The organism is Rahnella bruchi (genome assembly GCF_003614975.1).
GTDB classification, from domain to species: Bacteria; Pseudomonadota; Gammaproteobacteria; order Enterobacterales; family Enterobacteriaceae; genus Rahnella; species Rahnella bruchi.
In genome coordinates this window covers 76,362-88,916 of the sequence record NZ_QZWI01000016.1, presented here as the reverse complement: position 1 = coordinate 88,916, position 12,555 = coordinate 76,362, and the positions used below count along the sequence as shown (strand labels likewise).

General features: G+C 51.2%; 15 protein-coding genes. 8 read left to right on the top strand and 7 right to left on the bottom strand.

All coding sequences use genetic code 11. The annotated features are described in order from the left end of the window. Nucleotides 1-338 precede the first annotated feature (338 nt). Nucleotides 339-959, top strand: a complete 621-nt coding sequence (locus tag D5398_RS21140; protein WP_120509386.1) for a TetR/AcrR family transcriptional regulator — start codon at nucleotides 339-341, stop codon at nucleotides 957-959. A gap of 143 nt (nucleotides 960-1,102) precedes the next feature. Continuing rightward, entirely contained in the window at nucleotides 1,103-2,377 is a 1,275-nt protein-coding gene (gene fabF, locus D5398_RS21135; protein WP_120509385.1) for a beta-ketoacyl-ACP synthase II, read from the top strand. 80 nt (nucleotides 2,378-2,457) lie between these two features. Here the strand turns inward: fabF and D5398_RS21130 are convergent, their stop codons facing one another. Further along, nucleotides 2,458-3,321, bottom strand: a complete 864-nt coding sequence (locus D5398_RS21130; protein WP_120509384.1) for a YicC/YloC family endoribonuclease — start codon at nucleotides 3,319-3,321, stop codon at nucleotides 2,458-2,460. A 126-nt stretch (nucleotides 3,322-3,447) separates the two neighbouring features. Here D5398_RS21130 and rph point away from each other — a divergent pair, with 126 nt between their 5' ends. Together rph and pyrE are read left to right on the top strand one after the other, a co-directional pair. Beyond that, nucleotides 3,448-4,164 (top strand): ribonuclease PH, encoded by a 717-nt coding sequence (rph, locus tag D5398_RS21125; RefSeq protein WP_120509383.1) that lies wholly within the window; start codon nucleotides 3,448-3,450, stop codon nucleotides 4,162-4,164. An 83-nt stretch (nucleotides 4,165-4,247) separates the two neighbouring features. Then, nucleotides 4,248-4,889, top strand: coding sequence for an orotate phosphoribosyltransferase (gene pyrE, locus D5398_RS21120; protein WP_120509382.1), 642 nt, complete (start codon nucleotides 4,248-4,250; stop codon nucleotides 4,887-4,889). Nucleotides 4,890-5,061: 172 nt separating this feature from the next. On the opposite strand, the gene slmA is transcribed toward pyrE, so the two are convergent. The 3 genes from slmA to coaBC all read right to left on the bottom strand — a co-directional run bounded on the left by slmA (nucleotide 5,062) and on the right by coaBC (nucleotide 7,483). After that, nucleotides 5,062-5,658, bottom strand: a complete 597-nt coding sequence (gene slmA / locus D5398_RS21115; RefSeq protein WP_120509381.1) for a nucleoid occlusion factor SlmA — start codon at nucleotides 5,656-5,658, stop codon at nucleotides 5,062-5,064. 171 nt (nucleotides 5,659-5,829) lie between these two features. Further along, nucleotides 5,830-6,288 (bottom strand): dUTP diphosphatase, encoded by a 459-nt coding sequence (gene dut, locus D5398_RS21110; protein WP_162940806.1) that lies wholly within the window; start codon nucleotides 6,286-6,288, stop codon nucleotides 5,830-5,832. Then, complete coding sequence (gene coaBC / locus D5398_RS21105) at nucleotides 6,266-7,483, bottom strand: bifunctional phosphopantothenoylcysteine decarboxylase/phosphopantothenate--cysteine ligase CoaBC (RefSeq protein ID WP_208646042.1); 1,218 nt, start codon at nucleotides 7,481-7,483, stop codon at nucleotides 6,266-6,268. Before coaBC ends, dut begins: the two co-directional genes overlap by 23 nt. A gap of 185 nt (nucleotides 7,484-7,668) precedes the next feature. On the opposite strand from coaBC, the gene radC reads away from it, so the two are divergent. From radC to mutM, 4 genes are all read left to right on the top strand, one after another. Further along, a complete protein-coding gene (gene radC, locus D5398_RS21100) occupies nucleotides 7,669-8,349 on the top strand; it encodes a RadC family protein (RefSeq protein WP_120509380.1) in 681 nt (226 codons plus the stop codon). Between the two features lie 265 nt (nucleotides 8,350-8,614). Then, entirely contained in the window at nucleotides 8,615-8,851 is a 237-nt protein-coding gene (rpmB, locus tag D5398_RS21095; protein WP_004953342.1) for a 50S ribosomal protein L28, read from the top strand. An 11-nt stretch (nucleotides 8,852-8,862) separates the two neighbouring features. Next, nucleotides 8,863-9,030, top strand: coding sequence for a 50S ribosomal protein L33 (gene rpmG, locus D5398_RS21090; protein WP_004392084.1), 168 nt, complete (start codon nucleotides 8,863-8,865; stop codon nucleotides 9,028-9,030). A 141-nt stretch (nucleotides 9,031-9,171) separates the two neighbouring features. After that, nucleotides 9,172-9,981, top strand: coding sequence for a bifunctional DNA-formamidopyrimidine glycosylase/DNA-(apurinic or apyrimidinic site) lyase (mutM, locus tag D5398_RS21085; protein WP_120509379.1), 810 nt, complete (start codon nucleotides 9,172-9,174; stop codon nucleotides 9,979-9,981). Between the two features lie 8 nt (nucleotides 9,982-9,989). Here mutM and coaD read toward each other — a convergent pair whose 3' ends face one another. The 3 genes from coaD to waaA are packed head-to-tail and all read right to left on the bottom strand — an operon-like array spanning nucleotide 9,990 to nucleotide 12,520. Beyond that, nucleotides 9,990-10,472, bottom strand: a complete 483-nt coding sequence (coaD, locus tag D5398_RS21080) for a pantetheine-phosphate adenylyltransferase (protein WP_120509378.1) — start codon at nucleotides 10,470-10,472, stop codon at nucleotides 9,990-9,992. Nucleotides 10,473-10,478: 6 nt separating this feature from the next. Beyond that, nucleotides 10,479-11,246: a glycosyltransferase family 2 protein gene (locus D5398_RS21075; RefSeq protein ID WP_120509377.1), complete on the bottom strand. Its 768-nt coding sequence runs from the start codon at nucleotides 11,244-11,246 to the stop codon at nucleotides 10,479-10,481. Beyond that, nucleotides 11,246-12,520, bottom strand: coding sequence for a lipid IV(A) 3-deoxy-D-manno-octulosonic acid transferase (gene waaA / locus D5398_RS21070; RefSeq protein WP_120509376.1), 1,275 nt, complete (start codon nucleotides 12,518-12,520; stop codon nucleotides 11,246-11,248). Before waaA ends, D5398_RS21075 begins: the two co-directional genes overlap by 1 nt. Nucleotides 12,521-12,555 lie beyond the last annotated feature (35 nt).

Here is a 12,555-nt window from a genome sequence, read left to right as displayed (position 1 = left end):
GTGCGCCAGACGAATCAGTAATGAGAAAACGGAAGCCGCGTAGAGTAATGAGTTTCCCCTTGCCTCTCGACTGAGTTTTTCTTTTGCATTGATTTTGAAATAACTAAATCTAATGCGGTCACCCCTGAAACTTGCCTATACGTAAGGGTGAATATGAATGCCGGGTTATTTTAGATTAGAAAAATCGTAATTGCTCGTTACTTTAGCTTTCCTCTTTCTCTTTATGTAAGCCCGTCTTTCTTTTCAGAAGTGAATTTTCTCTGTTTATAGGTTACGATTAAGTAAAATCGTCACTCACTGACGCTCAGCTTAATTGTTTTATCTGCCCGGAGGAGTGTATGAAGCCCGATATTCCGTTTGCGTTAACACAACGTGGACCTGCCGAGCATGAACGGCGTGAACAGATTATTGATGCGGCATTTGAGCACTTCCGCCTGTATGGGTATGCCAAGACGTCGGTAGCCGATTTGGCTAAATCGATAGGTGTTTCAGGTGCCTATATTTACAAGTTTTTCGAGTCGAAACAGGCTATTGGTGAAGCTATTTGCTCGCAACGTGTCGGGCAAATAGATGAGGCTTTGATGCTGATTGCACATACTGACCAAAGTGCGACTCTGCGTCTGCGATCTATTTTTAAAACGCTGCTGACCCGTAGTCTGGATCTCTTCTTCCAGGACAGAAAATTGCATGACCTGGCCGCCACTGCTTCGGCTCAGCAGTGGAAATCGACCCTGAATCACCGGGCGATGATGTACAGCATTGTTGAGAAAGTGGTCACCGACGGGCGCGAATCCGGTGAGTTTGAACGTAAAACACCCTTGGATGAGGTGTGCATGGCGATTACCAGCGTAACTACGCCTTTCTCGCACCCGTTGTTGCTGGAGCAAAAAACGCCGGAACAGCTGGAAGAACGTGTGCAGGCCATCACCAGTCTGGTTTTGCGTAGTCTGGCAAAATAGCCACAACGAAATTTTTGGTTACGGGTTTACAAAATCGTAATTCGTCACATACTGTCAACCCTATTTTCAGAAACCCGTTTCTGGCCGGTTCATAAAAGCACCCGCAGAAACTTAAGTCCTAAACAGACAGAGAGGAATGTTTTATGACTCATCGTCGAGTAGTTATAACCGGCATGGGGGCTGTGAGTCCTCTGGGCTGTGATATCGAAACGATCTGGAAGCGTCTGCTCGCCGGTCAGTCCGGTATCCGTGTTTTGCCGGAAGAGATTGTTGAAACCCTGTCCGTGAAAATTGGCGGTCAGGTACAAACCAAAGAACAGGACCCTGAATCAGGATTCGATCCGGATCAGTTTGTAGTGCCGAAAGACCAGAAAAAAATGGACCGTTTCATTCTTTTCGCAATGGCTGCTGCGGATATGGCCGTTGCCGATGCGGGCTGGAAAGCAGAAACGCAGGAGCAACAGGAACGTACTGCAACCGTCATCGGTTCTGGTATCGGTGGTTTCCCGGCGATCGCTCACGCCGTGCGTACCAATGACAGCCGTGGTGCTAAGCGTCTTTCCCCTTTCACTATTCCTTCATTCCTGGTGAATCTGGCGTCTGGCCAGGTTTCCATTAAGCATCAGTTTAAGGGCCCAATCGGCGCGCCGGTAACGGCTTGCGCGGCGGGTGTTCAGGCAATTGGCGATGCAGTACGTCTGATTCGTAATGACGAAGCGGATGTTGCACTTTGTGGTGGTGCTGAAGCTGCTATTGATACCGTCAGCCTGGGTGGTTTTGCTGCGGCGAAGGCGATGTCCACCGGTCATGAAGATCATCCGGAAAAAGCATCCCGCCCGTTCGACAGCGCGCGTGATGGCTTCGTCATGGGCGAAGGCGCGGGCATGCTGGTCATTGAAGAACTGGAACACGCGAAAGCCCGTGGTGCAAAAATCCTGGCTGAAATTGTCGGTTACGGTACCAGCGGCGATGCTTACCATATGACTTCAGGTGCGGAAGATGGCAACGGCGCCGGTCGCGCGATGAAAATCGCTCTGCGTCAGGCGGGTATTCAGCCTTCAGATGTTCAGCACCTGAATGCTCACGCAACCTCAACGCCGGTGGGTGATCTGGGTGAAATCAATGCGATTAAAACCTTGTTCGGCACTGACGGTAAGCTGGCGGTAACGTCCACCAAATCGGCGACCGGGCACTTATTGGGCGCGGCTGGCGGTCTGGAAACCATTTTCACCATTCTGGCCGTACGTGACCAGATTGTTCCTCCGACGCTGAATCTGGAAAATAAAGATGAAGCAGCTGCAGGTCTGAACATTGTCGGTAATACCGCGCAGAAACATGAGATTACGTATGCCCTGTCAAACGGATTCGGTTTCGGGGGCGTGAACGCCTGCGTACTGCTCAAACGCTGGGAAAACTAATTTTCTTCTCCGTTAAAGCATAAAAAAACGCCTCCGGTTGTGATGACCTGAGGCGTTTTTTATTATGCGGGGCAGGAAAGTTACTCGATATTCTGAATCTGCTCGCGCATTTGCTCGATTAACACTTTCAGCTCAATGGCGGAAGTTGTGACATCAGCATTGATGGATTTAGACGCCAGTGTGTTCGACTCGCGGTTAAATTCCTGCATCATGAAATCAAGACGACGGCCCACGGCTTCTTCTTTCTTCATGATTTTGTGCGTTTCTTTGACGTGCGCTTCCAGGCGGTCCAGCTCTTCTGCAACATCAACACGTTGCGCCATCAGAACCAGTTCCTGCTCCAGACGGGTATTTTCCAGCTGTACCTGAGCGTCTTCCAGTTTGCTGACCAGACGCTCGCGCTGCCATTGCAGAATGTTTGGCATCTGGGCACGGACTTTGATGACTTCAGCGCTGACACCATCGAGGCGTTGTTCGATCATCGTTTTCAGTGCCGCACCTTCGCTTTCGCGGGCGCTGATGAAATCGTCCAGTGCTGTTTCCAGCGCCAGCAGCAATTCGTTGCTGATAGTATCCAGATCCTGTTCTTCGGCCAGCATCACACCCGGCCAGCGCAGCACTTCCAGCGGATTGATCTCGCCTTCGTCACTTTGCATTTTCACCCATTGGGCTGCTTCAACCAGCTGCTTGGCCAGTTTTTCGTTTAGCTGCAATGTGCTTTGTGCGCCCGGATCGAGATCAAAACGCAAATTACATTCGACTTTACCGCGGGTCAGACGGGCGCGAATGCGCTCGCGGACAACCGGCTCCAGGCTGCGGAATTGCTCGGGCAGACGGATGTAAGTTTCGAGATAACGTTGGTTTACCGAGCGGAGTTCCCACGCTGCGCTGCCCCAGTCACCCTTAATTTCGCGTCGGGCATAAGCGGTCATACTTCTGATCATGTATGCGTACCTGTTAATGTAAAGATGCAGCGATTATAGCCGTGCCGTGCCGGTCATGATAGGCATTACCTCGCGAAGTCCGTATAATGCGCAGCCAAACATGATTCGCGACCCGGAGAACTATCCATGCGTCCAGCAGGCCGAAATGCACAACAAGTGCGCCCCGTAACACTGACCCGCCATTACACTAAACACGCTGAAGGTTCCGTGCTGGTGGAGTTTGGTGATACCAAAGTGCTGTGTACCGCAACGGTGGAGGAGGGTGTTCCGCGTTTTCTGAAAGGTCAGGGACAAGGTTGGATCACCGCAGAGTACGGCATGTTGCCGCGTTCTACCCATACGCGTAATGCGCGCGAAGCCGCAAAAGGTAAGCAAGGTGGCCGCACGCTGGAAATTCAGCGTCTGATTGCCCGTTCCCTGCGTGCTGCGGTGGATCTGAAAAAACTCGGTGAGTTCACCATTACCCTCGACTGCGACGTGTTGCAGGCTGACGGTGGCACGCGTACTGCGTCTATTTCGGGTGCGTGTGTGGCTCTGGCAGATGCGCTGAATGCACTGGTGGCTGCAGGCAAACTGAAAGCTAACCCGATGAAAGGCATGGTTGCCGCGGTTTCTGTCGGTATCGTTAAAGGCGAAGCGCTGTGCGACCTTGAGTATGTCGAAGACTCCGCAGCGGAAACCGATATGAACGTCGTGATGATGGAAGATGGCCGCATGATTGAGGTGCAGGGCACCGCAGAAGGCGAGCCGTTTAGTCATGAGGAGTTGCTCGATTTACTGGCCCTCGCCCGGGGGGGTATCGACACTATCTTCCAGGCGCAGAAAGCGGCGCTGGCGGAATAATTTTTTAAGGCGACTGAGAAGTCGCCTTTTTTATGGCCTGCGGGCTGACAATGAGCAATAAGACATTATTGAGGAGACCATCAATGAAAGCCTATCAGCGCCAGTTTATTGAGTTCGCACTGAACAAACAGGTTTTGAAATTCGGCGAATTTACCCTGAAGTCCGGGCGCATCAGTCCTTACTTCTTCAATGCCGGTTTGTTTAATACTGGCCGTGATCTGGCGTTACTGGGACGTTTTTATGCCGAAGCATTGGTGGATTCCAAAATTGATTTCGATTTAGTGTTTGGTCCGGCATACAAAGGTATTCCGATCGCGACGACCACTGTGGTTGCGCTGGCGGAGCACCATGAGCGCGATGTGCCATACTGCTTTAACCGCAAAGAGGCCAAAGACCACGGCGAAGGTGGTTTGCTGGTTGGCAGTCCGTTGCAGGGGCGCATCATGCTGGTGGATGATGTGATAACCGCCGGTACCGCCATCCGTGAATCGATGGAAATCATCAATGCTAATAAAGCCACACTTGCAGGTGTGCTGATTTCTCTGGATCGTCAGGAGCGTGGACGTGCAGATATCTCCGCAATTCAGGAAGTTGAACGCGACTATCATTGCAAAGTGATTTCTATTATTACGCTGGCCGACCTGATTGAGTATCTGGAAGAAAAAGCGGAAATGGCTGATCATCTGGCTGCCGTGAGGGCTTACAGGAAGGAGTATGGCGTTTAGTATTTCTGTTTTTTGTGGCGTCCGGCCTGATTATCCGGAATGGCGAAAATTTCTGGTTCCCTTACTGACTGTGATGCTGGATAAAAGGGAAAAATGAGTCAGCCGTAACGGAAAAAACAAAAGGGCCTTTCGGCCCTTTTTGATATCTGACGTTTGACCCTGCTTCGCGCGTTTACTGCAACTGAGCTGAAATAAGCGGCCAGCGGGTATCGAAGTCTTGCGTTGGTTTGTACTTAAATTCAGAGCGTACAAAGCGCGACAGCATTCCTTCGCAAAACGCCAGTAACTGGCTGGCGAGCAGGGTTTCATCACTGATAAAACCGCTGCCTTCACGCATTTTCTTTTCCCGCAAAACCTGACGCAATTGCGCTTCAATCCGCTCAAATAGCTGGTTGATGCGACCTTGCAGGCGATCTTGTTCAAACATCAGCGCATGACCGGTCATGATGCGGGTCAGTCCCGGATTGCGTTCGGCAAAACCCAAAACCAGCAGCAAAATCAGACGTATTCTGTTTAGCGTATCTTTTTCATCCTGCAGGATGAGATTGATACGGGTGATCAGACTGTCTTCGATAAACTCGATTAAGCTGTCGAACATCCGCGTTTTACTGGGAAAATGACGGTAAAGAGCTGCTTCTGAAACACCTACGCTGGCGGCGAGTTTTGCAGTCGTGATCCGCTGACTGCCGTCGCTGGACTGAAGCATTTGCGCTAACGCCTGCAAAATCTCTTCGCGCCTGTTCCTTTTTGTCGTTTCTTTCTCTGCCATGTCTGAATAGACCCTTGCTAAAAAACGGCTAAAACCATGGAGAAACCGCACAACTGCCGCATGAATCACTGTGATCCTGCGGCTTATTTCGTTCCCTTCGCGTTGTTACGGTCTGATAGTGATAAGGATCTGTTCAATATCGCGTCAAAATCTGCGGTGCTGAACAGGTTCTTATTGGCGACCTGAGTGGCCAAAACCACCTTCGCCGCGTTCACTGGCGTCAAAATCTTCCACCAGATTGAATTCTGCCTGAATCACAGGGACAAATACCATCTGAGCAATGCGTTCGCCCGGTTCAATAATAAATGTGGTCTGACCGCGGTTCCACACAGACACCATCAGCTGGCCCTGATAATCAGAGTCGATAAGGCCGACCAGATTGCCCAGCACGACGCCGTGTTTATGGCCCAGACCGGAGCGCGGCAAAATCACCGCCGCCAGATTAGCATCACCAATATGGATAGCCAGGCCGGTTGGCAGCAGCGTGGTTTCACCCGCTTCCAGTTCTACTGATGCGTCCAGACAGGCACGTAAGTCCAGACCTGCGGACCCAGGTGTCGCGTAAGCCGGTAAAGGGAAAGTCGAACCGATGCGCGGGTCGAGAATTTTAATGTCGATTTTTTTCATCATAACGGCTGACAATCTCTTCTAATAAACGTTGACCAAGCAGGGACTTATCGCTGAGCGGTAAGATTTTATCCCCGTCCTGCCAAAAAAGATGCAGAGCATTGGAATCGCTGTTGAAACCTTGCCCGGCAATTGAAACATCATTGGCGCAGATCAGATCCAGATTCTTACGGATCCTTTTTTGCCGGGCGTATTCTTCCACATTCTGGGTTTCAGCGGCAAATCCCACGACATAAGGTCGGTTTTCTGTCATCGCGGCAACGCCTGCGACGATGTCGGGATTTTTCACCATTTTTACAGTGATTTCATCGCCTTGCTTTTTGATTTTCTCATCGGCAATGGCTTCTGCTCGGTAATCCGCTACGGCAGCGCAGGAAATAAAAATATGCTGAGATGCTGCAGAAAGCTGAACCGCTTGCTGCATTTCCAGTGCGCTTTCCACATCAACACGACGGACATTCAAAGGTGTCGGCTGCGTCACCGGTCCCGCGACCAGCGTAACCTGAGCGCCACGTTCTGCAGCCGCTTTGGCAATCGCAAAACCCATTTTCCCTGAGCTGTGATTACTGATGAAACGCACCGGATCCAGGGGTTCACGGGTAGGGCCTGCGGTCACCATAATCTTCAGATGGGCCAGATCGTTGCGCGAAGAGAAATGCGCATTCGCCAAATCAACAATCACCAGCGGATCGAGCATGCGGCCGGGGCCGACATCGCCACAAGCCTGACTACCGCTGTCCGGGCCCCATAACAACGTGCCCCGCGCCGCCAGGCTTTGCAGGTTTTCCTGCGTAACCACCGCGCGATACATTTGCTGGTTCATCGCCGGCAGTACCGCGACCGGTGCCGCTGTCGCCAGACAAATCGTCGTCAGCAGATCATTCGCCATACCGGCATTCATTCGGGCCAGCAAATCCGCGGTAGCGGGAGCGATAATCACTAAATCTGCCCATTTACCTAACTCGATATGACCCATTGCCGCTTCAGCTGCGGGGTCAAGCAGATCGTCAGAAACCGGATAGCCAGAAACAGCCTGAAGGCTCAGCGGAGTCACAAAGGATTTCGCCGCTTCTGTCATGACGACGCGGACTTCAGCGCCTCTTTCACGTAAGCGACGTACCAGTTCTGGTGCTTTATAGGCAGCGATACCACCGCTGATACCGAGCACAATATGTTTGCCGGAAAGTCCCGTCATCATCATTGTCCGATTGGTTGAAAGCTGGAAGAAGCGACATTTTAGCATAACGCACAATGATGACAGCTATTGGCGATGCTCCTTTACCGGAGCAATAAAAATTCTGCGTAATGCCTCGCAAGCTGAACGGGTGGAAATCGCGGCGGCTATGACGTTGTGCCACAATCCAGGTCAATTAAGGAGTCAGGATGACGAAACGACAAGAGCTTTGGCCGGGCATGATGCCACCACGGGAGAAATTATTGCAGCAGGGAGCTAAAGAGCTGTCGGATCAGGAACTGCTGGCGATCTACCTGCGCACAGGATGTCGGGGGATGCATGTAATGGAACTGGCAAAGAACCTGCTGGAGGAGTTTGGTTCTTTGCATCAGTTACTGATGGCCGATTTTGACGCGATGGCTCGCACGAAAGGAATGGGCGTCGCCAAATTTTCCCAGCTGGTCGCCGTGTCCGAATTATCACGCCGCGCCTATCTGCGTCACCTTAGCGCCGAAAATGCGATGCTCAGCCCAGAGGTTATCAGAGAATATTTACAGAATTTGCTCGTTTTTCGGGAAAGAGAGGTCTTTCTGGTACTTTTTCTCGACAACCAGCATCGCGTTATTCGCCATGAGGAGATGTTTGCTGGTACTATTGGGCACGTAGAAGTGTATCCCCGCGAAATTGTTCGTGGTGCGATGAAGGTTAATGCGGCAGCTTTAATTCTGGCGCATAATCACCCATCCGGTCGGGCTGAGCCCAGCCTGATGGACAGAAAAGTGACTGAACAGATTATTCGAGCGTGCCAGCTGCTTGAGATCCGAGTCCTCGATCATTTGGTTGTAGGTCACGGAGAAACGGTGTCTTTTGCCGAGCGCGGTTGGATTTAGGCTCGTTTTTTGAAGATCCTTAGGGATCTTTAGCTGTTCGGGACTTGAGCACTTACGCTACAGAGCGTATACTACGCCACCTTTGAGAATCTTGGGTTTGGCGTTAAGAGCCTATCTCAGCAGGTTTCTGACCTGATGAATTGGTTTTTACCCGACGACAGTGAGTCGGTTCTCAGTGGAGTTTGCTGAGATGGGCTCTAAAAGCCTGACGAGGCGGCCATACCCTATACGAAGCTCGAGCTGATTTGATTTTTGGAGAATAGACATGTCCCGAGTCTGCCAAGTTACTGGCAAGCGCCCGGTGAGCGGTAACAACCGTTCCCACGCAATGAACGCGACCAAACGCCGTTTTCTGCCGAACCTGCACTCCCACCGTTTTTGGGTTGAGGCTGAGAAGCGCTTTGTAACTCTGCGTGTATCTGCTAAAGGTATGCGTGTTATCGATAAGAAGGGTATTGAGACGGTCTTGGCCGATCTGCGTACCCGCGGTGAGAAGTATTAAGGAACTGCATCATGGCTAAAGGTGTTCGCGAGAAGATCAAGCTGGTTTCTTCTGCTGGTACTGGTCACTTCTATACCACTACGAAGAACAAGCGTACTAAGCCGGAAAAATTGGAACTGAAGAAATTCGATCCAGTTGTCCGTCAACACGTGATCTACAAAGAAGCTAAAATTAAATAATTTTAGTGGATTGCTAAAAACCCGGCTCCGGCCGGGTTTTTTATTGCCTGAATTTTGTGATTTCCATTCTCAGCGACTTTTATTTGCCTGATGTCGGTGTCTGCGACACACTCTGATCTTGATTCTGCTAAGGGAGAAATTATGCCGGAATTACCTGAGGTTGAAACCAGCCGCAGAGGGATTGAACCCTATCTGAAAGGTCACACGATACTCCATGCCGTCGTGCGCAATCCGCGTTTACGATGGCCTGTCTCGGCGGAGATCTTAGCGTTAAGCGATCAGCCCGTTCTGAGTGTTCAGCGCCGCGCAAAATATCTCCTGGTTGAACTGAAAACCGGTTGGATCATCATTCATCTGGGCATGTCCGGGAGTTTGCGGGTATTACCGGAAGAAACGGAGCCCGGCAAACATGACCACGTCGATCTGGTTATGGATACCGGACATGTGCTGCGTTATACCGATCCGCGCCGTTTTGGTGCCTGGTTATGGTCTTCTGATCTGACCGCCAGCAATGTCCTGGCGCATCTCGGGCCTGAACCGCTGAGTGAAGATTTCACGGCAGATTATCTGTTTGAGAAATGCCGCACGAAGAAGTCACCGATCAAGCCCTGGCTGATGGATAACAAACTGGTGGTGGGGGTGGGGAATATCTATGCCAACGAATCCTTATTTGTTGCCGGTATTTCGCCTGACAGACCCGCGCATTCGCTCAAACATGATGAAGCGGCCTTGTTGGTCAGAACCATCAAAGCGGTATTGTTGCGTTCTATTGAACAGGGTGGGACTACGCTGAAGGACTTTTTACAATCTGATGGAAAGCCAGGATATTTCGCCCAGGAACTGCAGGTGTACGGAAGAGCGGGTGAGCCTTGCCGGGCTTGTGGTACGCCTATTGAGAGTAAGAAACATGCCCAGCGCACCACGTTTTTCTGCCCGAACTGTCAGCACTGATCCGCGATTCAGGCGCTGATTTTTTCCATCAGTGCCTGAGTAATGATTTGCGGCAGGAACGGTGTAATGTCACCACCGTGGCGCGCCACTTCTTTGACCAGGGAAGAAGAAATAAACGACCACTCTTTTGATGGCATCATGAACACGCTTTCCAGCGTCGGCAGCAAATGCCGGTTCATGTTCGCCAGCTGCATTTCATATTCAAAATCAGATACCGCACGCAATCCGCGTACCAGCACGTTAGCGCCCTGAGCTTTGGCAAAATTTGCCATCAGATCGCTGAATCCAATCACTTCAACGTTATCCAGATGCGACGTCACTTGTGTCGCCAGCGCTACGCGTTCATCCAGCGAGAACATCGGTTTTTTGCTGGGACTGGCCGCAATCGCAAGAATAACATGGTCGAACATCAGCGCCGCACGGGTGACGATATCGAGATGCCCGTTGGTCATCGGGTCGAACGTGCCGGGATAAATTGCCTTCGTGCTCATGACGGCTCACTTTTGCAGTTGATGGCTGAGTGCCCACAGGGCGGCATATTTATTGAACGTATATTGTGCATTGACGCCTGCCAGGATCAACCCCTGCTTTCCATCCAGAAAGCCAGCGCGAAGTATCCAGGTTTTTGTGAATGCCCCCAGGGTATGCGAAATAATTGAGAAGAAACTACACTTTCGCCCTTGCTGATGACGTTGTTCCGCCCAGGCCTGGGCATAGCTGAGTTGTTTACGCTGGAAAGAGAGAAGGTCGCGACAAGTAAGATGCTGGAGATCACCTTGCAACCCAACGACAGCAGCATTGCCTGTGTTCAGTGATTCATGAACCAGATCGTCGTTATAACTGAATATGGAAGGGTATAAACGGTTGACGCGATCGGGATACCAGCCGCTGTGACGCATGAATCTTCCGAGGAATAAGTTACTGCGCCCGAGGCTATAAACGGTATTTTCCTGCGGAGTATTCAGAACATTTTCAATCGACTTGCGTAATTCTGGCGTCACACGTTCGTCGGCATCGATCATCAAAATATAGTCGCCGGTGGCATGGCTTTGCGCCAGCTGGCGTTGTTTGCCGAATCCCGGCCAGTCACTGTTCTGGAATACTTTAGCGCCGAAACTGCGGGCGACGTCCTGCGTTGCATCTTTGCTGCCGGAATCGAGCAGAATGATTTCATCCGCCCACGCGACTGATTCAAGGCATTCCGGCAATAAACCGGCTTCATCGCGGGCAATCAGTACAACGGATAAACGTTTTTTATCAGCCATTAATGACTCCGGACAGGCAGATAAGGCTCCAGTAAATGCAGCAGGCGTTGTAGTGCGCCCTGATTTTGATGCAGAACTTCAACGGCATGACGCCCGTAATACAAACGATAGTCTTCGTCGGTCAGCAGGGTAGAAATTTCTTTCACCAGCGATGCGGTATCCGTCACCGTAATCAGACCATCGTCCTGAGCCAGCTTGGCGCAGATGTCTTTGAAATTAACAGTATGCGGCCCCATCAGTACCGGAATGGCGTGTGCTGCGGCTTCAAGCGGGTTATGACCACCGCGATCAACCAGACTGCCGCCGACAAATGCCAGATCGGCAATACCGTACAGCAACATGAGTTCGCCCATCGTATCGCCAATCACCACCTGAGTTGCCGAAGAAGGCACTTCGCCGGAACTGCGCTGAATGAAAGAAAGCCCGGCTTTACGGGTCAGTTCGCAGGCAACCGGGAAACGTTCCGGATGGCGGGGAACCAGAATCAGCAGCAAGTTAGGATGCGCTTTCAGTAACTCTTTGTGTGCTTCCAGCAGCAGAGTTTCTTCACCTTCATGCGTGCTGGTGGCTATCCAGACCTGACGTCGGGAGGCCCACTGACTGCGCAGCGCTATGGCTTTTGCTGCCAGTTCTGGCGTCACGGAGATATCGAATTTCAGGCTACCGGTAACCGCGAGCTGATTGCGTTTTAGACCTAAAGAGAGGAAGCGTTCACCATCTTCCTGATTCTGCGCTGCAATCAGCGTGATGCGTTGCAAAATGGTACGAATGAATTTGCCCAGTTTCTGATATCCATTCGCCGAGCGGGCTGAAAGGCGCGCATTGGCAATCACTAACGGGATATGGCGACGGTGCAGGGCACTGATGAGATTTGGCCACAATTCGGTTTCCATGATGATCACCAGCTTAGGATTCACTTCATCAAGAAAACGATTTACCGATCCAGCCAGATCATAAGGCAGATAGACGTGATGCACGCCTTTGCCGAACGCAGACTGAACGCGTTCCGACCCGGTCGGTGTCATTGTCGTAACGGTAATCGGCAAGGAGGGATAGCGATGGCGTAAAGCACGGACTAAAGGAATCGCTGCCAGTGTTTCGCCTACGGAGACGGAATGCAGCATGATGCCGCCGGAGACAACCTTTCCTTTGCAGAAGCCATAACGTTCAGCCCAGCGTTTACGATATGCAGGAGACTTCCGGCTGCGTAAGAGTAAACGGATCCAGATGAGAGGCTGAATTAAATATATGATTATATTATAAAAAATATTCATTTTTTATCAGGCATTGCAATAGGGAAAGTCAATTT

Bases quoted from the DNA above. Each gene is read 5' to 3' on its own strand.
- rph (WP_120509383.1), top strand. From the start codon at position 3,448: ATGCGTCCAGCAGGCCGAAATGCACAACAAGTGCGCCCCGTAACACTG.
- coaD (WP_120509378.1), bottom strand. From the start codon at position 10,472: ATGAGCACGAAGGCAATTTATCCCGGCACGTTCGACCCGATGACCAAC.
- radC (WP_120509380.1), top strand. From the start codon at position 7,669: ATGACGAAACGACAAGAGCTTTGGCCGGGCATGATGCCACCACGGGAG.
- D5398_RS21140 (WP_120509386.1), top strand. From the start codon at position 339: ATGAAGCCCGATATTCCGTTTGCGTTAACACAACGTGGACCTGCCGAG.
- fabF (WP_120509385.1), top strand. From the start codon at position 1,103: ATGACTCATCGTCGAGTAGTTATAACCGGCATGGGGGCTGTGAGTCCT.
- pyrE (WP_120509382.1), top strand. From the start codon at position 4,248: ATGAAAGCCTATCAGCGCCAGTTTATTGAGTTCGCACTGAACAAACAG.
- rpmG (WP_004392084.1), top strand. From the start codon at position 8,863: ATGGCTAAAGGTGTTCGCGAGAAGATCAAGCTGGTTTCTTCTGCTGGT.
- waaA (WP_120509376.1), bottom strand. From the start codon at position 12,520: ATGAATATTTTTTATAATATAATCATATATTTAATTCAGCCTCTCATC.
- D5398_RS21130 (WP_120509384.1), bottom strand. From the start codon at position 3,321: ATGATCAGAAGTATGACCGCTTATGCCCGACGCGAAATTAAGGGTGAC.
- coaBC (WP_208646042.1), bottom strand. From the start codon at position 7,483: ATGATGACGGGACTTTCCGGCAAACATATTGTGCTCGGTATCAGCGGT.
- D5398_RS21075 (WP_120509377.1), bottom strand. From the start codon at position 11,246: ATGGCTGATAAAAAACGTTTATCCGTTGTACTGATTGCCCGCGATGAA.
- slmA (WP_120509381.1), bottom strand. From the start codon at position 5,658: ATGGCAGAGAAAGAAACGACAAAAAGGAACAGGCGCGAAGAGATTTTG.
- dut (WP_162940806.1), bottom strand. From the start codon at position 6,288: ATGATGAAAAAAATCGACATTAAAATTCTCGACCCGCGCATCGGTTCG.
- mutM (WP_120509379.1), top strand. From the start codon at position 9,172: ATGCCGGAATTACCTGAGGTTGAAACCAGCCGCAGAGGGATTGAACCC.
- rpmB (WP_004953342.1), top strand. From the start codon at position 8,615: ATGTCCCGAGTCTGCCAAGTTACTGGCAAGCGCCCGGTGAGCGGTAAC.